General features: G+C 72.7%; 15 protein-coding genes, 1 pseudogene and 1 riboswitch. Of the genes and pseudogenes, 9 read left to right on the forward strand and 7 right to left on the reverse strand.

What is annotated here, in order from left to right; translation table 11 throughout:
• Positions 1 to 19 precede the first annotated feature (19 nt).
• Positions 20 to 2,092, reverse strand: coding sequence for a restriction endonuclease (locus tag BSL84_RS25120; protein WP_199838748.1), 2,073 nt, complete (start codon positions 2,090 to 2,092; stop codon positions 20 to 22).
• A 106-nt stretch (positions 2,093 to 2,198) separates the two neighbouring features.
• Positions 2,199 to 4,655, reverse strand: a complete 2,457-nt coding sequence (locus BSL84_RS25125; RefSeq protein ID WP_045322614.1) for a DNA gyrase/topoisomerase IV subunit A — start codon at positions 4,653 to 4,655, stop codon at positions 2,199 to 2,201.
• A 240-nt stretch (positions 4,656 to 4,895) separates the two neighbouring features.
• Between BSL84_RS25125 and BSL84_RS25130 the strand changes: the two genes are divergently transcribed.
• From BSL84_RS25130 to BSL84_RS25145, 4 genes are all read left to right on the forward strand, one after another.
• Positions 4,896 to 6,272 (forward strand): M16 family metallopeptidase, encoded by a 1,377-nt coding sequence (locus BSL84_RS25130; protein WP_030026994.1) that lies wholly within the window; start codon positions 4,896 to 4,898, stop codon positions 6,270 to 6,272.
• A 20-nt stretch (positions 6,273 to 6,292) separates the two neighbouring features.
• On the forward strand, positions 6,293 to 7,660 hold the full coding sequence (locus BSL84_RS25135; protein WP_075972221.1) for a M16 family metallopeptidase: 1,368 nt from the start codon (positions 6,293 to 6,295) through the stop codon (positions 7,658 to 7,660).
• A 214-nt stretch (positions 7,661 to 7,874) separates the two neighbouring features.
• Positions 7,875 to 8,034, forward strand: a riboswitch (cyclic di-AMP (ydaO/yuaA leader).
• Positions 8,035 to 8,046: 12 nt separating this feature from the next.
• Complete coding sequence (locus BSL84_RS25140) at positions 8,047 to 8,847, forward strand: M23 family metallopeptidase (protein WP_030026992.1); 801 nt, start codon at positions 8,047 to 8,049, stop codon at positions 8,845 to 8,847.
• Positions 8,848 to 9,045: 198 nt separating this feature from the next.
• A complete protein-coding gene (locus BSL84_RS25145) occupies positions 9,046 to 9,720 on the forward strand; it encodes a GntR family transcriptional regulator (RefSeq protein WP_075971162.1) in 675 nt (224 codons plus the stop codon).
• Between the two features lie 247 nt (positions 9,721 to 9,967).
• Here BSL84_RS25145 and BSL84_RS25150 read toward each other — a convergent pair whose 3' ends face one another.
• A complete protein-coding gene (locus BSL84_RS25150) occupies positions 9,968 to 10,249 on the reverse strand; it encodes an HPr family phosphocarrier protein (RefSeq protein ID WP_030026990.1) in 282 nt (93 codons plus the stop codon).
• A 212-nt stretch (positions 10,250 to 10,461) separates the two neighbouring features.
• Between BSL84_RS25150 and BSL84_RS25155 the strand changes: the two genes are divergently transcribed.
• The 4 genes from BSL84_RS25155 (at position 10,462) to BSL84_RS25170 (ending at position 15,846) form a co-directional block, all read left to right on the forward strand.
• On the forward strand, positions 10,462 to 13,269 hold the full coding sequence (locus BSL84_RS25155) for a bifunctional GNAT family N-acetyltransferase/acetate--CoA ligase family protein (RefSeq protein WP_075971163.1): 2,808 nt from the start codon (positions 10,462 to 10,464) through the stop codon (positions 13,267 to 13,269).
• Between the two features lie 50 nt (positions 13,270 to 13,319).
• Positions 13,320 to 13,919, forward strand: coding sequence for a DUF5998 family protein (locus tag BSL84_RS25160; protein ID WP_030026988.1), 600 nt, complete (start codon positions 13,320 to 13,322; stop codon positions 13,917 to 13,919).
• Positions 13,919 to 15,121 (forward strand): alkaline phosphatase family protein, encoded by a 1,203-nt coding sequence (locus BSL84_RS25165; RefSeq protein ID WP_045322612.1) that lies wholly within the window; start codon positions 13,919 to 13,921, stop codon positions 15,119 to 15,121. The genes BSL84_RS25160 and BSL84_RS25165 overlap by 1 nt, the downstream gene beginning before the upstream one ends.
• Positions 15,122 to 15,195: 74 nt before the next feature.
• A complete protein-coding gene (locus tag BSL84_RS25170) occupies positions 15,196 to 15,846 on the forward strand; it encodes a thymidine kinase (protein WP_030026986.1) in 651 nt (216 codons plus the stop codon).
• Positions 15,847 to 15,859: 13 nt separating this feature from the next.
• Here the strand turns inward: BSL84_RS25170 and BSL84_RS25175 are convergent, their stop codons facing one another.
• The 4 genes from BSL84_RS25175 to BSL84_RS25190 form a co-directional block, all read right to left on the reverse strand.
• Positions 15,860 to 17,143, reverse strand: a complete 1,284-nt coding sequence (locus BSL84_RS25175; RefSeq protein ID WP_045322611.1) for a DUF2254 domain-containing protein — start codon at positions 17,141 to 17,143, stop codon at positions 15,860 to 15,862.
• Positions 17,144 to 17,336: 193 nt separating this feature from the next.
• Positions 17,337 to 19,121 carry a cation:proton antiporter gene (locus BSL84_RS25180; protein WP_075971164.1) on the reverse strand — a complete coding sequence of 595 codons (1,785 nt, stop codon included), beginning with the start codon at positions 19,119 to 19,121 and terminating at the stop codon, positions 17,337 to 17,339.
• 39 nt (positions 19,122 to 19,160) lie between these two features.
• Positions 19,161 to 20,216 (reverse strand): cytochrome d ubiquinol oxidase subunit II, encoded by a 1,056-nt coding sequence (locus tag BSL84_RS25185; protein ID WP_075971165.1) that lies wholly within the window; start codon positions 20,214 to 20,216, stop codon positions 19,161 to 19,163.
• Positions 20,213 to 21,664, reverse strand: coding sequence for a cytochrome ubiquinol oxidase subunit I (locus BSL84_RS25190; RefSeq protein WP_075971166.1), 1,452 nt, complete (start codon positions 21,662 to 21,664; stop codon positions 20,213 to 20,215). Before BSL84_RS25190 ends, BSL84_RS25185 begins: the two co-directional genes overlap by 4 nt.
• Before the next feature lie 63 nt (positions 21,665 to 21,727).
• On the opposite strand from BSL84_RS25190, the pseudogene BSL84_RS34900 reads away from it, so the two are divergent.
• Positions 21,728 to 22,557: pseudogene (locus tag BSL84_RS34900) on the forward strand (IS5 family transposase).
• The last annotated feature ends 28 nt before the right edge of the window (positions 22,558 to 22,585 follow it).

Genomic DNA, 22,585 nt, shown 5'->3' on the forward strand with positions numbered 1-22,585 from the left:
CCGTTTGCCCGCTCCACCTCTACGCGACCTCCACCCCGTACTCGCGCAGGAGGTCCTCCAGGCCGCCGCGGTAGCCCTTGCCGCCGATCACGAAGTCCCAGTCGCCGTTGGCGCGGCGCCGGAACGAGCCGAGCACCAGCGCCGTTTCGCCCGCCCGGCCGTCGGAGACCTCCAGCTGCCCGGCCTCCGCGCCCGCCGCGTCCAGGAGCCGGATCCGGGCGTCGGTGAAACCGGCCAGGTCGGCGTGCGGATCGGCCTCCGGGTCGACGGCGGCCACCAGCACCAGCCGGTCGGCCTCGCGTGGCAGGGAGTCGAAGGAGACCTCCAGCGCCGCCTTGTCCGGCGCCGCGTGCGCACGGGCACGCACCGAACCGTCGGGCGTGCACGGGTTGTTGAAGAACACGAAGTGGTCCTCGCTGAGCACCCGGCTGCCCGTGCACACGAGGGCGCACACGTCCAGCGCGACCCGGCCCGACCAGGTCATGCCGAGCACGTTGTGGTCGTCCGACGGGGCGGGTTCCGCGGCGACGCGCTGCGCCGGGACCGCCGCCGCCGGGCCGCCGCCGAGGCGCCCGCGCAACCCGTACCGGTGCAGGAGCTCCACCAGCTGCTCCCCGGGAACCAACTCCAGCGGCTTGCCGTTGGAGAAGGTGTACGACGTGGGACCGAAGGACGAGGTGGTGACCAGCACCCCCTTGTTCGCCCCCTTGTCCTGGACCGTGCCGTACAAGTCCCGGACCGCCGTGGGCGGCACGGTGTTGCGGTAGCGCTTGACCTGGACCACGATCCGTCCGCCCGTGATCGGGGCAGGGTCGTTCGCCTCGATGTCCACGCCGCCGTCACCGGACCGCTGGGTGGTCAGCGCCTCCATGCCCATCGCCCGGAAGAGCTCCGCCACCAGGTTCTCGAAGGCGATCGGGTCCATCGCGAAGAGGTCCGGCTCGTCCTCGCCGCCGTCCGCGTGCCCGCCGTGGCTGACGACCTCTCCGCCGACCTCGTCGGGCCTGCGCCCCGCGCGTACGGCCGTCAGCTGGTCGGGACGCGCCGAAAGCTGCCCGCGCAGTCCCTCCACCAGGCAGTCCACCGCGCTGACCTGCTCCAGCCGCAGCCCGGTGAAGGTGCTGCGCGGCGCCGGCACCGAGGCCAGTACGAACTGCGCCTGCTGACCCGTCACCGGATCGGGACAGTCGACGAAGCCGTTCACCACGACCGAGTCCAGCACGCCGAACTCGTCCGCCGCGTACATCTCACGCACCACCAGCAGCATGGACTGCGCCAGCAGGTCCCGGTACAGCGCCCGCCGCTCGGTGACCGGGCGGGGCTTCACCTTGTCCTGGTCCGTGCTCGGCAGGTACTGCACCGAACGGGCCTCCGGAACCACCGTGTAGGACGGCAGCTCCCAGTCCAGGACCAGCTCGCGCCTGGCCGGGTCGTACGCCGCCGCCACCTGGCGCGGCAGCACCTCGGGCCAGGCCGTGGAGGTGTACAGCGCGGCCGAGAAGTACTCGACCACCGCCTCCGCTTCGCCCGCACGCAGCGCGCGGGCCAGCTCGGCGAGGCCGTCGTTGTGCGCGCGGATTCCGGCGAGCTGCTGAGCCGCCCACTGGTCGTACTGCTGGCGATACGCCGCCAGTTGCTGCTGCCGTTGCGCCTCGGCGGCGGTCGCGGCCTGCCAGGCCTGGGTGTACCGGGCGTGCGCCTCCCGCTCGGCCTGCGCCCGGTTGGCCGAGCCGAGCGTCCAGCCGCTGCTCTGGTGCTGGAACTGCTCGATGCGGGGCATCGGCACGGGCTGTGCCAGGGATCCCGGGTTGAACGGCTCCAGCTGCTCGGACCGGACCAGGGCGGACGTCCGGAACGCCGGCGCCCGGCAGCCCTCCACCAGCAGGCCTTGCAGAGCGGCCACCTCGGCGTCGATCTCTGCGGTGCGCCGCCGCGCCTCGGCCTCCCGGTGCTGGCGGTGGCTGCGGGCCGCCTCTCGTTCGTACGCCCGCTGCCGGCGTTCCGCCTCGCGGTGCTGGATCAGCTGTGTCTGCTGCATCCGGCGCTGGGCCTCGGCCCAGTCCCCGATCAAACCGCCCGACCGACGACTCATCAGCTCTGTGTTCTCCCGCCCCACCCGACAGTGCCAAGAGGGAAAACACTAGTCGCCATTCGGGTGGTACGTCCCCCGGACGTACCACCCGAATGGTCGCAACCTCCTACAGCGCCGGTCCCGCCAGCGCCGCCACCGCCGACGGCAGGGGCGCCCCAGAACCGTCCCGGCGCGGGTCCGCCGCCGGCAGCTCGGCCGGAGCGCCGTTGGCCGCCGCCGCGCGGGCGGGGGCGGCGCCGGCCCAGGCCAGCACCAGCAGGTCCTCGCCCTTCAGGAACCGCTGGCAGCGCACGCCGCCGGTGGCACGGCCCTTGCGCGGGTACTGGTCGAAGGGGGTCAGCTTCCCCGACAGCATCGAGTCGTCCAGGGTCCCGTGCGAGCCGGCCACCGTGAACACCACGGCGTCCCGCCCCGGGTCGACCGCCGAGAAGTGGATCACCTTGGCGTCCTGGGAGAGCTTGACGCCCGCCATACCGCCCGCCGGGCGGCCCTGCGGACGCACCTGGCCCGCCGGGTAGCGCAGCAGCTGGGCGTCGTCGGTGATGAAGACCAGGTCCTCCTCGCCCGTGCGCAGCTCGACCGCGCCGACGATCCGGTCACCGTCCTTGAGGGTGATGACCTCCAGCTCGTCCTTGTTCGCCGGGTAGTCCGGCACGACGCGCTTGACCACGCCCTGCTCGGTGCCCAGTGCGAGCCCCTGCGAGGACTCGTCCAGCGAGGTCAGGCAGACCACCTTCTCGTCCGCCTCCAGCCCGGAGAGGAACTCCGAGACCGGCGCGCCGCCCGCGAGGTTCGGCGCGGCGTGCGTGTCCGGCAGCTGCGGCAGGTCGATCACCGGGAGCCGCAGCAGCCGGCCGGCGGAGGTGACCACGCCGACGTCGGCCCGCGCGGTCGCGGCGACCTGCGAGACGATCAGGTCGTGCCTCGCCCGGGAGCCGCCCTCGTCCTGCGGCAGCGGCTCGCCGTTCGCCGTACGGGCCAGCAGGCCCGTCGAGGACAGCAGCACCCGGCACGGGTCGTCCGCGACCTCCAGCGGCACGGCCGCGACCGCGGTGCCCGCCGACTCCAGCAGGACCGTACGGCGCTCGGTGCCGAACTTCTTCGCGACGGCGGCCAGTTCCGCGGAGACCAGCTTGCGCAGCTCGTTGTCGGACTCCAGGATCCCGGTCAGCTCGTCGATCTCGCCCGTCAGCCGGTCGCGCTCGGACTCCAGCTCCAGGCGGTCGAACTTGGTGAGCCGGCGCAGCGGGGTGTCCAGGATGTACTGGGTCTGGGTCTCGCTCAGCGAGAACCGCTCCATGAGCCGGGCCTTGGCCTGGGCGGAGTTCTCGCTGTCGCGGATGAGGCGGATGACCTCGTCGATGTCGATCAGGGCCACCAGCAGGCCCTCGACGAGGTGCAGCCGGTCCCGGCGCTTGGTGCGGCGGAACTCGCTGCGCCGCCGGACGACCTCGAAGCGGTGGTCGAGGTAGACCTCCAGCAGCTCCTTGAGGCCGAGGGTGAGCGGCTGCCCGTCCACCAGCGCCACGTTGTTGATGCCGAAGGACTCCTCCATCGGCGTCAGCTTGTAGAGCTGCTCCAGAACGGCCTCCGGGTGGAAGCCGTTCTTGATCTCGATGACCAGGCGCAGGCCGTGGGCGCGGTCGGTGAGGTCCTTGACGTCGGCGATGCCCTGGAGCTTCTTGGAGCCGACCAGGTCCTTGATCTTCGCGATGACCTTCTCGGGGCCGACCGTGAAGGGCAGTTCGGTGACGACCAGACCCTTGCGGCGGGCCGTGACGTTCTCCACGGCCACCGTCGCGCGGATCTTGAAGGATCCGCGGCCGTTCTCGTAGGCGTCCTTGATGCCCGAGAGCCCGACGATCCGGCCGCCCGTCGGCAGGTCGGGACCCGGTACGAAGCGCATCAGCGCCTCCAGGTCCGCGTGCGGATGGCGGATCAGGTGGCGGGCGGCCGCGATGACCTCGCCGAGGTTGTGCGGGGGCATGTTCGTGGCCATGCCGACCGCGATTCCGGACGCGCCGTTGACCAGCAGGTTCGGGTAGGCGGCGGGCAGCGCCACCGGCTCCCGCTCCTGGCCGTCGTAATTGGCGGTGAAGTCGACGGTGTCCTCGTCGATCGACTCCGTCATCAGGGACGTGGCGTCGGCCATGCGGCACTCGGTGTAGCGCATCGCGGCCGGCGGGTCGTCGTTGCCGAGCGAGCCGAAGTTGCCGTGGCCGTCGACGAGCGGCAGCCGCATCGAGAAGGGCTGCGCCATGCGCACGAGGGCGTCGTAGATCGACGCGTCGCCGTGCGGGTGGAGCTTGCCCATCACCTCGCCGACGACGCGGGCGCACTTGACGTACCCGCGGTCGGGGCGCAGGCCCATCTCGTTCATCTGGTAGACGATGCGGCGGTGCACCGGCTTCATGCCGTCCCGGGCGTCGGGCAGGGCACGGGAGTAGATCACCGAGTACGCGTACTCGAGGAAGGAGCCCTGCATTTCGTCGACGACGTCGATGTCGAGGATCTTCTCCTCGAAATCCTCCGGCGGCGGGGTCTTCGTGCTGCGGCGGGCCATCGCTGCGCGGCTCCTTAACCAAGAATGTATGTGCTGGGTGTCTGGCTGGTCTGGCGGGGGTCTGGCTGGGTCCTGCCGCTGTCGGCAGGGGTACGACGCCGACCATTGTGGCCCGGGGGGCCGACAACGCCGACTCCGACCCAGGTCTGGCCCGGGAACTTATCCGGTGGCCGACGCGCTTGCATACAGTGGCAGGTCTGACGGAAATCTCTGCATCGCGATCGAAGGGACCACATGCCCATGGGTCACACGGCCACAGCCCAGGCCGGCTCCGGCGGCCTGACAGCGACCGAGCACCGGCTGGCCAACGGCCTGCGCGTGGTGCTGTCCGAGGACCACCTGACCCCGGTCGCCGCGGTCTGCCTCTGGTACGACGTCGGCTCGCGCCACGAAGTCAAGGGGCGTACCGGCCTGGCTCACCTCTTCGAGCACCTGATGTTCCAGGGTTCGGCGAGCGTACCGGGCAACGGCCACTTCGAGCTGGTCCAGGGTGCCGGCGGCTCCCTCAACGGCACCACCAGCTTCGAGCGCACCAACTACTTCGAGACGATGCCGACCCACCAGCTGGAGCTCGCGCTCTGGCTGGAGGCGGACCGGATGGGCTCGCTGCTGGCCGCCCTGGACGAGGAGTCCATGGAGAACCAGCGCGACGTCGTCAAGAACGAGCGCCGCCAGCGCTACGACAACGTCCCGTACGGCACCGCCTTCGAGCGGCTGACCGCCCTGGCCTACCCCGAGGGCCACCCGTACCACCACACGCCGATCGGCTCCATGGCCGACCTGGACGCCGCGTCCCTGGAGGACGCGCGCACCTTCTTCCGTACGTACTACGCGCCCAACAACGCGGTGCTGTCGGTCGTCGGCGACATCGACCCCGAGCAGACGCTCGCCTGGATCGAGAAGTACTTCGGCACCATCCCCTCCCACGACGGCAAGCAGCCGCCCCGCGACGGCTCGCTGCCCGACATCATCGGGGAGCAGCTGCGCGAGGAGATCGTCGAGGACGTCCCGGCGCGGGCGCTGATGGCCGCCTACCGCCTGCCGCACGACGGCACCCGCGAGTGCGACGCCGCGGACGTGGCGCTCACCATCCTCGGCGGCGGCGAGTCCTCGCTGCTGCACAACCGCCTGGTACGCCGGGACCAGACGGCCGTCGCGGCGGGCTTCGGCGTGCTGCGCCTGGCCGGGGCGCCGTCGCTGGGCTGGCTGGACGTCAAGACCTCCAGCGGGGTCGAGATCCCCGCCATCGAGGCGGCCGTCGACGAGGAGCTGGCCCGGTTCGCCGCCGAGGGCCCGACCGCGGAGGAGATGGAGCGCGCCCAGGCGCAGCTGGAGCGCGAGTGGCTGGACCGGCTGAGCACGGTGGCCGGCCGCGCCGACGAACTGTGCCGGTACGCGGTGCTGTTCGGCGACCCGCAGCTGGCGCTCACCGCCGTACAGCGGGTCCTCGACGTCACCGCCGAGGAGGTGCAGGCCGTCGCCGCGGCCCGACTGCGTCCCGACAACCGCGTGGTGCTCGTCTACGAGCCCCTGGCGGCGGACGCGGCCGAGGGCGCGGAGGGCGGAGAGGGCGAAGAGAACGCCGGCAGCGACGAGAACGAGGGGGCGGAGCAGTGAGCGACACCGCAGCCGTCACGATGACCTTCCACCCGCGCCCGCAGGCCGGCGAGCCGCAGCCGTGGGCCTTCCCGGCGCCCGAGCGCTCGACGCTGCCCAACGGGCTGACCCTGCTGCGCTGCCACCGGCCGGGCCAGCAGGTCGTCGCGGTCGAGGTGAACCTCGCCGCGCCCCTCGACGCCGAGCCCGAGGGCCTGGACGGCGTGGCGACCATCATGGCGCGCGCCCTGTCGGAGGGCACCGACAAGCACTCCGCCGAGGAGTTCGCGGCCGAGCTGGAGCGCTGCGGAGCCACCCTCGACGCGCACGCCGACCACCCGGGCCTGCGGGTCTCCCTGGAGGTGCCCGCCTCCCGGCTGGCCAAGGCGCTGAGCCTGCTCGCCGAGGCGCTGCGCGCCCCCGCCTTCGCCGACGCCGAGGTCGACCGGCTGGTCCGCAACCGGCTCGACGAGATCCCGCACGAGCTGGCCAACCCCCAGCGCCGCGCCGCCAAGCAGCTCTCCAAGGAGCTCTTCCCGGCGTCCCTGCGGATGTCCCGGCCGCGCCAGGGCACCGAGGAGACGGTCGCCCGGATCGACGCCGCCGCCGTACGCGCCTTCTACGAGGCCCACGTACGCCCCGCCACCGCCACCGCGGTGGTCGTCGGCGACCTGACCGGCATCGACCTGGACGCCGTGCTCGCGGACACCCTCGGCGCCTGGACCGGCGACACCGCCGAGGCGCGCCCCGTGCCCCCCGTGACCGCCGACGACACCGGCCGCGTGGTCATCGTCGACCGGCCGGGGGCGGTCCAGACGCAGCTGCTGATCGGGCGCATCGGGACGGACCGGCACGACCGGGTCTGGGCGGCCCAGGTGCTGGGCACCTACTGCCTGGGCGGCACCCTGACCTCCCGCCTGGACAAGGTGCTGCGCGAGGAGAAGGGGTACACCTACGGCGTGCGCGCCTTCGGCCAGGTGCTGCGCTCCACGGCCGACGGCAAGGGCGCCTCCATGCTCGCCATCAGCGGCTCGGTGGACACCCCCAACACCGGGCCGGCGCTGGAGGACCTCTGGAAGGTGCTGCGCACCCTCGCGGAGGGCGGCCTGACCGACGCCGAGCGCGATGTGGCCGTGCAGAACCTGGTGGGCGTGGCCCCGCTGAAGTTCGAGACGGCGGCCTCGGTGGCCGGCACGCTGGCCGACCAGGTCGAGCAGGAGCTGCCGGACGACTACCAGGCGCAGCTGTACGCGCAGTTGGCCGAGACCGGCACGGTGGAGGCCACCACGGCCGTCGTGAAGGCGTTCCCGGCGGACCGGCTCGTCACGATCCTGGTGGGCGACGCCTCGGTGATCGAGGAGCCCGTGCGGGCCCTCGGGATCGGTGAGGTCACGGTGGTCCCCAACTGACGTCGCGGGTGCCCGGATGACGGGCAACTGACGCTCTGTCCAAGAGGCTCCGGCGGTTTTCCGCCGGAGCCTCTTTTGTCCGTTTGATGGTGAGGTTGCTTGTATGCGGTGTGGCGTACGCAACAAAAAGGCGCGTCTGTTTGGCGATTGACTGATGATCCGCCTAGCGTCATCCGTGCTGTCCGTCAGTTGTGCCCGCCGCACCCGCGGCACCGGACAGCGATCGCCGAGTCCCCGTCAGGCGCGAGCCTGGGGAGCCGGGGACCCACATCAGTCCCTGGGGTGAATCGGACCCCCTCGCAAGAGGAGGCCCGTAGGAGACCTTCCTGCTCCGAACCCGTCAGCTAACCCGGTAGGCGAGAAGGAAGGAAAGGATCAAACCCTTCATGGCGTTTGGCAGTCGTCCCGCTGGTACCGGCAAGCACCGTGGTTCCAGCCGCCTGAGCAAGAAGACCGCCGGCTACGCCGGTATCGCCGCGATCGCCACCACGGGTGTGGTCGGCTCGCTCGCCGCCCCGGCCTTCGCCGCCGACAACCACAGCAGCTCCGCCCCGGAGAACGGGCTGGGTGCCGTCGTCGTCGCCGAGGACCTCGCGGGCGACATCCAGGACCAGGCGGAGGCCCAGCAGCGCGCCGCCGAGCACGCCGCCGCCAAGGCCCAGGCCGAGGCCGACGCCAAGCAGAAGGCCGCCGAGGCCAAGCGCCTCGCCGAGGCGAAGGCGAAGGCCGAGCGCGAGGCCGCCGAGCGCGCCGCCCGCGAGGAGGAGCGCAAGCGCCTCAACACCTTCGTCTCCCCGCTGGACGGCTCCTACGTCAGCACGCAGTACAAGGCGGGCGGCGGCATGTGGTCCTCCGGCAGCCACACCGGCATCGACTTCCACGCCGCCTCCGGCACCTCGGTCCACGCGGTGGGCTTCGGCACCGTCGTCGAGGCCGGCTGGGGTGGCGCGTACGGCAACAACGTCGTCATCAAGCACAACGACGGCACGTTCACGCAGTACGGCCACCTGTCCTCGCTGAGCGTCTCCGTCGGCCAGCAGGTCACCCCGGGCCAGCAGATCGGCCTGTCGGGCTCCACCGGCAACTCCAGCGGCCCGCACCTGCACTTCGAGGCCCGCACCGGCTCGCAGTACGGCTCGGACATCGACCCGATCGCGTACCTGCGCTCGCACGGCGTCAGCCTCTGACCCGCTGAGCGGCCCACCGGGTACCGCGCGCACCTTCACGAAGACCCCGCCTCCCGAGCCGGGGTCTTCGTGTTTTTCGCGTTCCGGCGCAATGTTTCGGAATTCCGTCCGTTCTCGAAATCTTGCTGTGCTGCAATAGGGTCAGGTGTGCGCGGCTGCGCACGGGGATGGCGGTCGGAAATAGGCGGAGGTTCGGTCTTGCGTATTCCTGCGCACGCGGTATGCACTGCAATTCGCGACGACATCGTCTCCGGGGTGTTCGAACCGGGCGGCCGGCTCACCGAGGAGGTGCTGGCCCGGCGGTACGGGGTCTCGCGGGTGCCGGTGCGCGAGGCGCTGCGGACCCTGGAGTCCGAGGGCTTCGTGACCACGCGCCGCCACGCCGGGGCCTGTGTGGCCGAACCGACCGCGCAGGAGGCGGCGGACCTGCTGGAGCTGCGGGTGCTCCTGGAGCCGCTGGCGGCGTCCAGGGCGGCCCGGCGCCGCACCGACGCCCACCTCAAAGTGCTGCGGGGGCTGGTCAGGCTGGGGCAGGAGCGGGCCAGGCGGGGCCAGGGCGAGGATCTGCGGGCGCTCGGGGGCTGGTTCCACGAGACGCTCGCGCAGGCCTCCGGCAGCCCCGGACTGATCGCGCTGCTCACCCAGACACGGCGCAAGCTGGCATGGATGTTCGTGGTGGAGGCGCCCGCCCGGCCCGCGGAGTCCTGGGCGGAACGCGGCGCGATCGTCGACGCGGTGGCGCGCGGCGACGCCGACCGGGCGCGGACCCTGGCCGCGGTCCACGCCGATCGCGCGGCCGCCGCTCACCGGCCGAGGCGGCGTCCGGTGAGCACTTCGCAACCTGCCGTAAACATGTCGGGCGGCCGGCATTAACAGGAGCCGTATACAAAGGGTGGAATGACGGGAATTCGCGGCCGCCGGTGATGGCCGGGGAATTCGCCGCGTCGAATTCCTGTCGGGTGGCGGTAGAGCGATGTGGTGCGGTGTCGTGCGCGCCGCCCCGCCCGGCCGCGCCGCCCGGGCCGCATTCGCCCCTGAATTCCGGTACGAACGCCGAAGCCGGTCCCCCTCGCGAGGGGGACCGGCTTCGCCGCTGGTGTCCGCGGGAGAACCCGAAGGGTCAGACCGTCTCGGGGAGCTCTTCGAGGCCCTCCGCGACCAGCTTCGCGAGGCGGTCCAGGGCGGCCTCCGCACCCTCGGCCTCCGAGGCGAGGACGATCTCCTCGCCGCCCTGGGCGCCCAGGCCCAGCACCGCCAGCATGGAGGCGGCGTTGACGGGGTCGCCGCCGGACTTCGCGATGGTCACCGGGACGCCGGAAGCGGTCGTCGCACGGACGAAGATCGAGGCGGGACGAGCGTGCAGGCCCTCGGCCCAGCCGACGTTGACGCGGCGCTCTGCCATGGTGATGCCCTTCAGGTTCTTACGGTTGTCTAGACCAGTCTCTCACGGCGCCCCGACTGCTCGGACCGACCCTCGGTCTCCATTCCTGATTGCCGCCGCCGAGCGAGCCTTCCCAGCTTGCACCGGTTCGTCCCGGCCTGCCCGCTGCGCCGCGCGAGCGCCGCCCCACCCGGTCCGGTCGCGCCCGGTCCCGCCCGGTCCGGCCGTAAGGTATGCGCATGACCATAGAGTCGGACCCGTCCTACCCGGCCCACTGGGAAGCCGACGTCGTCCTCCGCGACGGCGGCACCGCCCGGATCAGGCCCATCACCACCGAGGACGCCGGCCGGCTCGTCAGCTTCTACGAGCAGGTCTCGGACGAGTCGAAGTACTACCGCTTCTTCGCGCCCTACCCGCGGCTCTCCGCCCGCGACGTGCACCGCTTCACGCACCACGACCACGTGGACCGGGTGGGCCTCGCCGCGACCGTCGGCGAGGAGTTCATCGGCACCGTCCGCTACGACCGCATCGGCCCCGACGGCCGGCCCGCCTCCGCTCCCGCCGACGAGGCCGAGGTCGCCTTCCTCGTCCAGGACGCCCACCAGGGCCGCGGCGTCGCCTCCGCGCTCCTCGAACACATCGGCGCGGTGGCCCGCGAACGCGGCATCCGCCGTTTCGCCGCCGAGGTGCTGCCCGCCAACACCAAGATGATCAAGGTGTTCACGGACGCCGGCTACCAGCAGAAGCGCAGCTTCGAGGACGGCTCCGTCCACCTCACCCTCGACCTCGAACCCACCGCCGAGTCCCTCGCCGTCCAGCGCGCCCGGGAGCAGCGCGCCGAAGCCCGCTCCGTGCAGCGCCTGCTGGCCCCCGGCTCGGTGGCCGTCGTCGGGGTCAGCCGATCCGGCGCCGGCGTGGGCGCGGCCGCCCTGCGCAACCTCCGCGACAGCGGCTTCCACGGCCACCTCTACGCCGTCAACGAGGCCGTCACCCGCGACCTGCTCGACGGGGTCCGGGCCTACCGCACCGTCGGGGCCATCGGAGCCCCCGTCGACCTCGCGGTGATCGCGGTCCCGGCCGACCGGGTCCCCGACGCGGTGGCCGCCTGCGGCGAGCACGGCGTGCAGGGGCTCGTCGTCCTCTCCGCCGGATACGGGGAGAGCGGCCCGGCCGGACTCGCCCGCCAGCGCGAGCTGCTGCGGCAGGCGCGCTCCTACGGCATGCGCCTCATCGGGCCGAACGCCTACGGGGTGATCAACACCGCACCGGAGGTGGAGCTCAACGCCTCGCTCACCCCCGCCCCGATGCCCGTGCGCGGCCGGACCGGCCTGTTCACGCAGTCCGGGGCGATCGGGATCGCCCTGCTCTCGGCGCTGCTGCGGCGCGGCGAGGGCCTGTCGTCCTTCGTCTCGGCGGGCAACCGCGCCGACGTGTCCGGCAACGACATCCTCCAGTACTGGTACGAGGACGAGGCGACCGACGTCGCGCTGATGTACCTCGAAACCCTCGGCAATCCGCGGAAGTTCACCCGCCTCGCCCGCAGGACGGCCGCCGTCAAGCCGGTGGTCGTCGCCAAGGGCGGCCGCCACACCCCCGCCGGACACGTCGTCCCCGGCACCCGCCTGTCGGAGGACACCGTCTCCGCCCTCCTGCGGCAGGCCGGCGTCATCAGGGTCGACACCGTCACCGAACTGGTGGACGTCGGCCTGCTGCTGGCCTCGCAGCCGCTGCCCGCCGGCCCCCGGATCGCGATCCTCGGCAACTCGGAGTCCCTCGGGGTCCTCACCTACGACGCCTGCCTGACCCAGGGCCTGCGGCCGCTGCCGCCCTTGGACCTGACGACCGCGGCGTCCCCGGAGGACTTCCGCGCCGCCCTCGCCGCGGCCCTCGCCTCCGACGACTGCGACGCCGTGATCGTGACCGCCATCCCCTGGGTCAGCGAGCACGCCCTCGCCGACGACCTCGCCGACGCGCTGCGCGAGGCGGTCGCCGCGACCCCCGGCAAGCCGGTGGCGGTCGTGCACGTGGAACTGGCCGAGCTGGTGCGGGCCCTGTCCGCGACCCGCGGGCCCGACGACGGCCCCCCCGGCCACCCCGCGGCCGACACCGCCCGGACCCCGGCCCCCTTCGCAGTGAGCGCCACAGGCACCGGCGCCTCCGTCCCCGGCCCGCTCCGGATCCCCGGCTACCCCGCCGCCGAACGCGCCGTCAAGGCCGTCGCGGAGGCCGTGCGCTACGGCCAGTGGCGCCGCGCCCTCGCCGACGCGGGCCAGGTCCCCGAGTACGAGGACATCGACGAGGCCGGCGCCGCCGCCCAGCTCGCCGGACTGCTCGCGGACGTCGACGGCGGGGCCGTGCTGACCCTGAGCGACTGGGACGCCCGCGAACTGCTCGCCCGCTACGGCATCCGCGTCCTGCCCACGCTCCCCGCGCCCAGCCCCGACGCCGCCGTCCGGGCCGCCGGGATCCTGGGCTACCCGGTCGCCCTCAAGACCACCGCCCCGCACCTGCGCCACCGGGCGGACCTGGGCGGCGTACGGCTCGACCTCACGAACGAGGCCGAGCTGAGGCGCTCGTACGAGGAGCTGACCGACGCGCTGGGCAAGCCGGCCGAGCTCCAGCCCGTGGTGCAGCCCATGGTGCCGCGGGGCGTGGACACCGTCGTGCGGTCCGTCATCGACCCGGCCGCCGGCGCCGTCCTCTCCTTCGGGCTCGCCGGAGTGGCCTCCGAACTCCTCGGCGACACCGCGCACCGGCTGGTCCCGGCCACCGACCGGGACGCCGCCGCACTGATCCGGTCCATCCGGGCGGCGCCCCTCCTCTTCGGCTGGCGCGGCAGCGACCCGGTCGACACCCCCGCCCTGGAGGAGACGCTGCTGCGGCTGTCCCGGCTCGTGGACGACCACCCCGAGGTGATCGGGGTCACCCTGGAACCGGTCGTCGTCGCCGCCGAGGGCGTCAGCGCCCTCAGCGCGACCGTCCGCGTCGCCCACCCGCCCGCCCGCGGCGACCTCGGCCCGCGGACGCTCCCCAGTTACTGAGCGGGTACGGCGCGGTATGAGGGCACCCGGGGGGCCTTACCATTGACCCCATGGCGAAATCCGGTACGACGACCCAGGGGCTGCGCACGGCGATCGAGCGCAGCGGCTACTACCCGGCCCTCGTGGCCGAGGCCGTGGAGGCCGCGGTGGGCGGCGAGCCGATCTCGTCGTACCTGGTCCACCAGGAGACGACCTTCGACTCCAACGAGGTGCGCCGGCACGTCACCGTGCTGGTCCTGACCGGCAACCGCTTCATCGTCAGCCACACCGACGAGCAGGCGGCCGACGCCGGGTCCCCGTCCCCGTACGCGACGACCTCCACCGAGTCGGTCAAGCTCTCCAGCATCTCCTCCGTGGTGCTGAGCCGTGTCGTCGCCAACCCGGAGTCCTACACCCCCGGCACCCTGCCCCGCGAGGTCGTCCTGACCATCGGCTGGGGCGCGGTCTCGCGGATCGACCTGGAGCCGGCCGCCTGCGGCGACCCCAACTGCGACTCCGACCACGGCTACACCGGCAACTCCACCGCCGACGACCTCAGCCTGCGGGTCAGCGAGGCCGGCGACGGACCGGAGGCGGTGCGCCAGACCCTCGTCTTCGCGCAGGCGCTCAGCGAGGCGACAGCGGCCACGTCCTCCACCTCCGCCCGCTGATGGCGTACTCCGCTCCGCAGGACTGGACCGAGCCGGAGCTGCTGGACCTGGCCGGCGCCCCCGTCCCGGAGTACGGTTCCGGATCGCTCGCCGATCTGCTGCCGACGCTCGTGGCCGGGCAGGGCGTCCCCGGCTACACCGCCGCCATCGCCGAGCTGACCCCGGCCGACCGCAACTGCGTCTTCCTGGTCGACGGCATGGGCTGGGAGCAGATCAGGGCCCACCAGGACGAGGCCCCGTACCTGGCCTCCCTCCTCGGCACCTCGCGCGGCGGCACCGGCCGCCCGATCACCGCGGGCTTCCCGGCGACCACCGCCACCTCGCTGGCCTCCGTCGGCACCGGGCTGCCGCCGGCCCGCCACGGCCTGCCCGGCTACGCCGTGCGCAACCCGGCCACCGGCGAGCTGATGAACCAGCTGCGCTGGCACCCGTGGGCCCCGCCGAAGCCGTGGCAGCCGTACCCGACGGTCTTCCAGGAGGCCGACAAGGCCGGCGTCGCCACCGCCCAGGTGTCCTCGCCCGCCTTCCAGACCACCCCGCTGACCAAGGTCGCCCTGAGCGGCGGCACCTTCCTCGGCCGGATGACCGGCGAGGAGCGGATGGACGTGGCCGCCGAACGCCTCGCGGCGGGCGACCGCTCGCTCGTCTACACCTACTACAGCGAGCTCGACGGGGCCGGGCACCGGCACGGCGTGGACTCCGATGCCTGGCGCGGCCAGCTGATGTACGTGGACCGGCTCGTCCAGCGGCTCGCCGAGCAGCTGCCGCCGCGCACCGCGCTGTACGTGACCGCCGACCACGGCATGGTCGACGTCCCCTTCGACGAGGACGCGCGGATCGACTTCGACGAGGACTGGGAGCTCGGCGCCGGCGTCGCCCTGCTGGGCGGCGAGGGCCGGGCCCGGCACGTGTACGCGGTGCCGGGTGCGGAGGCCGACGTGCTGACCGTGTGGCGCGAGGTGCTGGGTGACCGCTTCTGGGTCGCCGGCCGCGAGGAGGCCCTGGAACTGGGCTGGTTCGGTCCGCCGGGGGAGTGTGACGAGCGGGTCCTCGGCCGGATCGGCGACGTGGTCGCCGCCGCCCAGGCCGATGTCGCGATCACCGCTTCGCGCAACGAGCCGAACGAGTCGGCCCTCGCCGGCATGCACGGCTCCATGACCGCGGCGGAGCAGCTGGTCCCGCTGCTCGAAATCCGCACCTGACCCGCCCCGCACCCCGGCCCGGCCGCCCCGGCCGGCCACCTCCCCCCCACGATCCGAAAGGTCCCGTACCTCCCATGCCCGAGCTGGTGTTCTTCTCCGGAACGATGGACTGCGGAAAGAGCACTCTGGCGCTCCAGATCACCCACAACCGCTCGGCCCGCGGCCTGCAGGGCGTGATCTTCACCCGCCAGGACCGCGCCGGCGAGGGCAAGCTGTCCTCGCGGCTGGGCCTGGTCACGGAAGCGGTCGAGGTCACCGACGCCATGGACCTGTACGGCTACCTCGTGGGTGAGCTCTCCCAGGGCGGCAGGGCGGACTACGTCATCGTCGACGAGGCCCAGTTCCTCGCCCCGGAGCAGATCGACCAGCTGGCGCGGATCGTCGACGACCTGGACATGGACGTCTTCGCCTTCGGCATCACCACGGACTTCCGCACGAAGCTCTTCCCGGGCTCGCAGCGCCTGATCGAGCTCGCCGACCGCATAGAGCAGCTCCAGGTCGAGGCCCTGTGCTGGTGCGGAGCCCGCGCCACCCACAACGCCCGCACGGCCGGCGGGGTGATGGTCGTCGAAGGCGAGCAGGTGGTGGTCGGTGACGTGCACCGCCCGGCGGAGGAGATCGGCTACGAGGTCCTCTGCCGCCGCCACCACCGCCGCCGCATGACCTCGGCCGCGGCCCACGCCGCCGCCCTCTCCCCGGACGTGCTCCCGGTCAACAACCCCTGACCGGCGCCGGCGCTCACTCCTGGCGGCGGCGGGCGCCGATGCCCTGGGGGTCGGCCGTACGGGCCAGGGCGCGGCGGGCCGGGTCGGGGTGTGCCCGGTCGACGGACTGCCGCAGCAGGGCCAGTTCGGCGTCGACGGCCGGCCGGGCCGCGGCCGGCACGGCGGCCGGCAGGCCCTCCAGGAGGGAGCCGAGCCGCCGGCAGACCTGGACGGACGAGGCGCCGTACTCGCGGATCTCGGTCACGGCCAGCTGGAGGTAGTCCTCCCAGTCCCGCCCCCGCACCACCAGCCGCGGGGTGCCGTGGCGGTCGCCGAGCACGTAGCGGTCGCGCAGCGCGGTGCGGCCGACCGTGTGGAGGAACGCCTCGATCTGGTTGAGCAGCTGGACCGCGGTCGTCGGGTCGTTCACGGCCGGGGACAGCGCCCGGATCGCGATGTCGACGAGGACCCGCAGCGCGAACGCCGGATCCTGTTCGATGGTCCGCTCGGAGCCGAAGGCGATCAGCCCGGTCACCTGCCGCGGATCGGGCGCCGGCCTCCCGCCGTGGATCTCGGCGACGACGGAGCCGGGCGGTACGTAGTCCCCGACCAGCCGGGTGACGACGAGGAGGCAGTCGTGGCGCGCCGCCAGGGCCGTCAGCCGCCGCGCGTGGAGCGCCTGGATCACCCCGCCGTGCTCGGACCGCACGGCGAGGACCGGACCGGCTCCCGCCGTCGGCCCGGAATCGTCGGCGCGGGGCGCGGCGCCGAGGACGGCCGCCTCCCCGCGGACCAGGACCGTCTCGCCCATCCCGCCGACCAGCCGGGCGATGGCCACGGGCCGGAGGTTGTGGGTGAACCGGTTGAGGTAGACGAGCAGGAGCAGCAGGCTGACGGACACGGCCGTGCCGGCCATCGTCACTCCGAGGTCGGGCACGGAGTCCGCCTCGATGCTGCGCAGCAGGGCGAAGGAGAAGGAGAAGGTGCCGGTGAAGGTGGCCAGTACGGCCTTCTGCAGCCGGTCCCGGTACCACAGGCGCATGTAGCGCGGGGACAGGGTGCCCGTGGCCTGCTGGACGACGAGCACGCCGATCGTGACGACGAACCCGAGCAGGGCGATCATCGCCCCGACGATGGCGGTGAGCACGCCGGCGGCCGTGGAGGCCGAGTACCGCCAGCCGGCCGGGAGCCGGTCCGCGGTGTCGAGGGAGACGGCCCACTCCGCCAGCAGCACGCCGAGGGCCAGGCCGAGCAGCGGCACGATCCAGAGGCTGGCCTTGGTGTACTGCAGCAGCCGGAACCGGGTGGCCCAGGACATCAGCGGCCGCAGCGGGGTTCCGGTGGCCCGCCGGGCGGCGGCGCTGTCGTGCGCGGGTGCGGCACGGGTGACCTCCGACCTCCGGGTCGCGGTGCGGGACGGCTTTCGGGCCCACCGTAAGGCCGCCCGTCGCCCTCCGCACGCCGCCACGGGGCAGTCGGCGGGGGCCGGGCCCGGCGGGGCCGACCGGGCGTCAGCCGGGCCCGGGCGCGGACCGGGTGAGCGGTACGGGTCCGAACAGTACGAGGATGTCCCCCTCCGCCGGGGCGGCGGCCCGGGCGTCGGTGACCGGGTCGAGCCGCCCGTCGGCGCGCACCACGAACAGCGTCTCGAAGTCCTGCGGGACCGGCCCGGCAGCCGGACGCACCAGGTAGCGGGCGCCCTGCCGGTACCGCTCGGCCAGGACGTGGCGGACCAGCCGGGTGCCGAAGAGGAGGTCGCCGCCCGTGTAGGGCGCGATGACGCCGTGGCTCCCGTGCGGCGGCCCGACCCGGTAGACGTGCCCCTCCACGTTGCCCTGCACCATGACCGAGGCCAGTGCGTTGAAGTCGTCGTCGTCCGTGAGCAGGAAGACGGCGGTGACGCCCTCCAGCCGCGCCCGCGGGTTGGTGGCCGTGGCGAGGAGCTCTCCCTGTGCCAGTTCGATCCCGGCGTCCTTGATCCGCTCCCGTTCGTCCTCGTCACCGGCCCACATGAGGACGTCGACGCCGGCCGACCGCAGCGCGCTGCCCATGGCGACGACCCAGCGGTCGCCGCCCACCAGGAGGGGGCGGGTCCGGGAGGGGCGGGCGGCCCCCAGCCGGTGTGCCACGGGGGCGGCGGTCAGCGCGTAGAGCAGCACCGTGCCCACGATCACCAGGAAGGTGACGGGGAGGATCTTCGACGCCCCGGCCAGGCCCTGGTCGGCGAGGTCGGCGGAGAACGCGGAGGCCGTGGACGCCGCGACGATCCCGCGCGGGGCCATCCAGCCGATGAACCCCCGTTCCCCGCGGGTCAGGCCCGACTTCCGCGTGGACAGGACGGCGACCAGCGGTCGTACGACCAGGACCAGGAACGCGACGAGGGCGAGCGAGGGGAGCAGTACGGGCTTCAGGGACGCCGGGGTGACGGTCGACGAGATCGAGACGAACAGCAGCCCGATGATCAGTTGGACCAGGGTCTCGAAGAAGGGCCTGCGGGCGGGCATGTCGAAGCCGGGGATGTTGGCGACCGCCAGCCCGGTGACGATCGCGGCGATCAGCCCGGTGTCGTCGCGGACGATGTCGCACCCCGCCGACACGGTGATCACCACGGCGAGTTGGGCGATCGTGCCCAGCGTCTCCCCGAGCCGCATGACGCGCAGCGTCAGCCACAGCAGGGCGACCCCCACGGCGCCTCCGGCCAGGCCACAGGCCATGCTGATCGCGAACTGGCCCAGCTGGTAGCCCCGTCCCAGGTCGGCCTGCGAGGAGGAGACGGCGTGGAAGACGAGCGCCCCGAGGATGCCGCCGATCGGGTCGATCAGCGTCCCCTCCCAGACCAGGATGTGCCGCAGCCGGTCGGTGGGCCGCACGTATTCGAGGAGCGGGCCCACGACCGTCGGACCCGACACCACGAGGATCACGGCCGTCATGGCGGCGCTGGCCGCCGACATGCCGAACAGCGCGGGGGAGACGGCGCCGACGGCCAGGAAGGTGACGAGGATGCCGACCACCAGCAGCCTGACGACGATCGCCCGGATGCGCCCCCTGAAGTGGCGCAGGTCGAGCCCGACTCCGGCGTCGTAGAGGATCACCGCCACCGACAGGGAGACCAGGGCGGAGAACTCCCCTCCGAGCAGGTTGTCCGGATGGATGACGTCGGTCAGCGCACCCGCGGTGAAGCCGGCCGGCAGCAGCAGGATCAGCGCGGGCACGCGCAGTCTGCCGGCGAGGATCTGCGAGAAGGCGGCCAGTGCCACCGTCAGGGCGATGCCGAGAAGGATCTGGTCCTCGCTCACCGGGGCCCCGTTCCTCCATAGGGCGGGCGCCGGCCCCCGTCAGCCCCCATCGGGGCTCTCGCCCGGTGTGGCGCCGTCGCGCCGGAGATCGGCGTCGGTCAGCGACTCCAGTTCGCCGTGGGTGTCCAGCCAGTACAGCAGGACGACGGCCGGGGCGACCATCACCAGGGCCACCAGCGTGACGAACGCCAGCCAGGTCAGGCTGGAGGGCGCGCCCGCGGCGTCGGCCACGGTCAGGGAGGTGGGGATCAGGTAGGGCCGCTGGGCCATGCCCCAGGCGAGGACCGCCGCCGCGACGACGCCCACCGCCGCGACCCGCACCCAGGTGCCCGGCGGGCGCAGCAGCAGCCAAGCCGTGGCGAAGGTGGCGGCCAGGGCCAGGAGGACGAACAGCAGTCCCAGGCCGTGGGTGAGGCCGTGCCAGATGTGCGGCGCGTCCGAGCGCGTGACGAACAGCGCGACCACGGCCAGTACGGCGACCGCGGCCAGCGCGGCCAGCGCCCGCCCCCGGAAGTGGTCGACGAGGTCGGGCGCGTCGAAGCGGCGGGCGTCACCGGAGAGGAACACCGCCCCGAGGAAGGCCGTCGTCGCGATGGCCAGCAGCCCGAACACCAGGGAGGTCGGGTTGGACCAGGCCTCCGCCGAGGCCTCCGTACCGAGTGCGACCCGCCCCGAGGCGACCCCGCCGACGGCCGCCCCGAGGAAGAAGGGCGTCACGAGCGAGGACAGGGCGAACAGGGTTCCGAAGAGGCGCCGCCCCGCGACGCGGCGGGAGGCCTTGCGGAAGGCGAAGCCGGCGCCGCGCAGGACCATGCCCACGGCGGCCAGGGCCAGCGGCACCCACATCGCGGAGAACACCGTCTGGAAGAAGACCGGGAATCCCGTCCACATGATGACGAAGATGAAGATCAGCCAGACGTTGTTGACCTCCCACACCGGCGCCATGGCGTGGTCGATGAGCCACCGGGGCCGCCTGCCCCGCTCCGCCCCTCCCGCGGTCAGGTCCCAGAAGCCGGCCCCGTAGTCGGTGCCGCCCGCGCAGGTGTACGCGGTCACCGCGAGCAGCAGCACGAAGGCGATGACGTCGGCGGTCACGGGCGGCCGTCCCCGGACGAGGACGGGACGGACGGGCGCGGTCCGTACGGTGTGTCCGCCTCGGGTTCCGCGTCCCGGCCCTGCCCTCCCTGCCGCGCGTCGGCGAGCCGCCACCGGGTCCGCATCTTCAACAGGACCGCGAGGAACGCGCCGAAGACGAACACGTACACCACGACCACCAGCCCGAGCATGATCCACAAGGTGGTCGAGCGGGTCGCGGTGACCGCCTCCGCGACCCGCATGTTCTGGTAGACGATCCACGGCTGGCGCCCCACCTCGGTGGCGATCCAGCCGCACTCCACCGCCACGACCGACCCGACGCCCGCGCAGGCCGCGCCGCGCCAGAACCACTTGGAGGCCGGCAGCCTGCGGTGCCGCCACCACACGAGCGCGTACCAGAGGGCGAGCAGCACCAGCACCGACCCGATCAGGGCCATGAGGTCGAAGGCCCAGTGGGCGATGGTCGCCTGGGTGGCGTTCGGCCGGTCGCTCGCCGGGACGGAGGACAGCCCGATCACCTTGGTGTCCGTGCTGAACCCGGCCAGCAGGGAGTCGAGCTGGGGGATCTTGATGCCGCCCGAGACCGATCCGTCGGGGTGCAGGCGGCCGAACATGTACTCCGGTACGTGCGTGCCGGTGTCCCAGACGATCTCCAGAGCGGCGAACTTCACCGGCTGCTCCTGGAACACCTTCCGTGCGATGGAGTCGCCCAGGAAGAACTGGATCGGGGTGGCGACGGCGGCGACGGTGAAGGGGACGGTGAAGCCGAGCCGGTGGTAGTGGTCCCGGCGGCCCCGCAGCCAGCCGACGGCGTAGACGCCGGCCACGACGTATCCCGCGGTCAGGACCATCGCCACGACGAAGTGCCAGTACTGCGGCCCGAACATCGGGGTGAAGACGGCCTTCCAGATGTTCACGTCGACCGGATTGCCCGCGGAGTCGAGGGAGAAGCCCCGCGGGGTGTTCATCCACGAGTTGGCGGCCAGGATGCCGAACGCCCCCATCAGGGCGGCGGCCGGCAGCGGAAGCCCGAGCAGGAAGTGCGTACGGGGCTTCAGCCGGCGCCATCCGTACAGGTAGACGGCGATGAGCACCGCTTCGAGGAAGAAGGCCCACGCCTCGACACCGAAGCCGATCCCGAACACGTCGCCCCACCTGCCCATGAGCCCCGGCCACAGCAGCCCGAACTCGAAGGACAGCACGGTGCCGGTGACGACCCCGACGGCGAACTGCACCGCCATGACGGCCGACCAGCGCCGGGCCAGCAGCAGGGCCGTGGGGTCGTTGCGGCGGATCCCCCGGTGGTGCATCAGCAGGGTGATGAACGGCAGGGCCACGCCCATCGGCACCAGGATGATGTGCGAGGCGAGCGTGAAGGCCATGAGCTGTCGGGCCGGGAGCAGCTGGGGCGGGGCTTCGGCCGCCAGCAGGAGAACGGTGGTGTGCATGCGTGCCTTCGCTGCTAGGGCCTGTCGTCAAAGTGATCTTGCATTGTGGATCATGGTTGGGTGATACGTCGCCATGAACTGTCGGACGCTGAGTGGGAACTCGTGCAGCCGTTGCTGCCTCGGCCCGTGTTGGGGCGGCCGCGGCTGGACGACCGGACGATCCTGAACGGGATCGTGTGGAAGTTCCGGACCGGGGTCGCCTGGCGGGACGTGCCCGACCGGTACGGGTCGTGGGCCAGCCTCCACACCCGTTTCCGCAGGTGGGCGGCGGACGGAACCTTCGAGCGGATGCTCCAGGCCGCGCAGGCGCAAGCGGACGCGGCAGGCGACATCGAGTGGCTGGTGTCGGTGGACTCCACCGTTGTCCGTGCCCACCAGCACGCGGCCGGAGCCCGAAAAGGGGGCTCCGCAGCCCGGCCCTCGGCCGGTCCCGCGGCGGACTGACCAGCAAGATTCACCTGGCCTGCGATGGGGCGGGCCGCCCCCTCGCGTTCGTCCTGACCGGCGGGAACACCAACGACTGCACCCAGTTCACCGCCGTGATGGACGCGATACGGGTGCCCCGGATCGGGCCGGGTCGACCGCGCATCAGGCCCGACCACGTCATCGGCGACAAGGGCTACAGCTCGAAGGCCATCCGTACTTGGCTGCGGCGGCGCGGCGTCACGCACACGATCCCTGAACGGTCCGACCAGGTCCGCAACCGCACCCGGCGAGGCGGCCGGGGAGGCAGGCCGCCGGCCTTCGACAAACAGGTCTACAAGCGCCGCAACGTGGTGGAACGGTGCTTCAACCGGCTCAAGCAGTGGCGCGGCATCGCGACCAGGTACGACAAGACCGCCCAGTCCTACCAAGCAGCCGTCACCCTCGCGTCGCTCCTGATGTGGGCGTGACACTTTGACGACAACTCCTAGGGGTGTC

The sequence above is a fragment of the Streptomyces sp. TN58 genome, assembly GCF_001941845.1.
GTDB lineage: Bacteria > Actinomycetota > Actinomycetes > Streptomycetales > Streptomycetaceae > Streptomyces.

What these genes read in the sequence shown, in the direction of transcription:
- BSL84_RS25175 (WP_045322611.1), bottom strand. Translation starts at nt 17,143, where the DNA reads ATGTCCTGGGCCACCCGGTTCCGGCTGCTGCAGTACACCAAGGCCAGC.
- BSL84_RS25120 (WP_199838748.1), bottom strand. Translation starts at nt 2,092, where the DNA reads ATGAGTCGTCGGTCGGGCGGTTTGATCGGGGACTGGGCCGAGGCCCAG.
- BSL84_RS25140 (WP_030026992.1), top strand. Translation starts at nt 8,047, where the DNA reads ATGGCGTTTGGCAGTCGTCCCGCTGGTACCGGCAAGCACCGTGGTTCC.
- BSL84_RS25150 (WP_030026990.1), bottom strand. Translation starts at nt 10,249, where the DNA reads ATGGCAGAGCGCCGCGTCAACGTCGGCTGGGCCGAGGGCCTGCACGCT.
- BSL84_RS25170 (WP_030026986.1), top strand. Translation starts at nt 15,196, where the DNA reads ATGCCCGAGCTGGTGTTCTTCTCCGGAACGATGGACTGCGGAAAGAGC.
- BSL84_RS25165 (WP_045322612.1), top strand. Translation starts at nt 13,919, where the DNA reads ATGGCGTACTCCGCTCCGCAGGACTGGACCGAGCCGGAGCTGCTGGAC.
- BSL84_RS25130 (WP_030026994.1), top strand. Translation starts at nt 4,896, where the DNA reads ATGGGTCACACGGCCACAGCCCAGGCCGGCTCCGGCGGCCTGACAGCG.
- BSL84_RS25160 (WP_030026988.1), top strand. Translation starts at nt 13,320, where the DNA reads ATGGCGAAATCCGGTACGACGACCCAGGGGCTGCGCACGGCGATCGAG.
- BSL84_RS25155 (WP_075971163.1), top strand. Translation starts at nt 10,462, where the DNA reads ATGCGCATGACCATAGAGTCGGACCCGTCCTACCCGGCCCACTGGGAA.
- BSL84_RS25125 (WP_045322614.1), bottom strand. Translation starts at nt 4,655, where the DNA reads ATGGCCCGCCGCAGCACGAAGACCCCGCCGCCGGAGGATTTCGAGGAG.
- BSL84_RS25190 (WP_075971166.1), bottom strand. Translation starts at nt 21,664, where the DNA reads ATGCACACCACCGTTCTCCTGCTGGCGGCCGAAGCCCCGCCCCAGCTG.
- BSL84_RS25135 (WP_075972221.1), top strand. Translation starts at nt 6,293, where the DNA reads ATGACCTTCCACCCGCGCCCGCAGGCCGGCGAGCCGCAGCCGTGGGCC.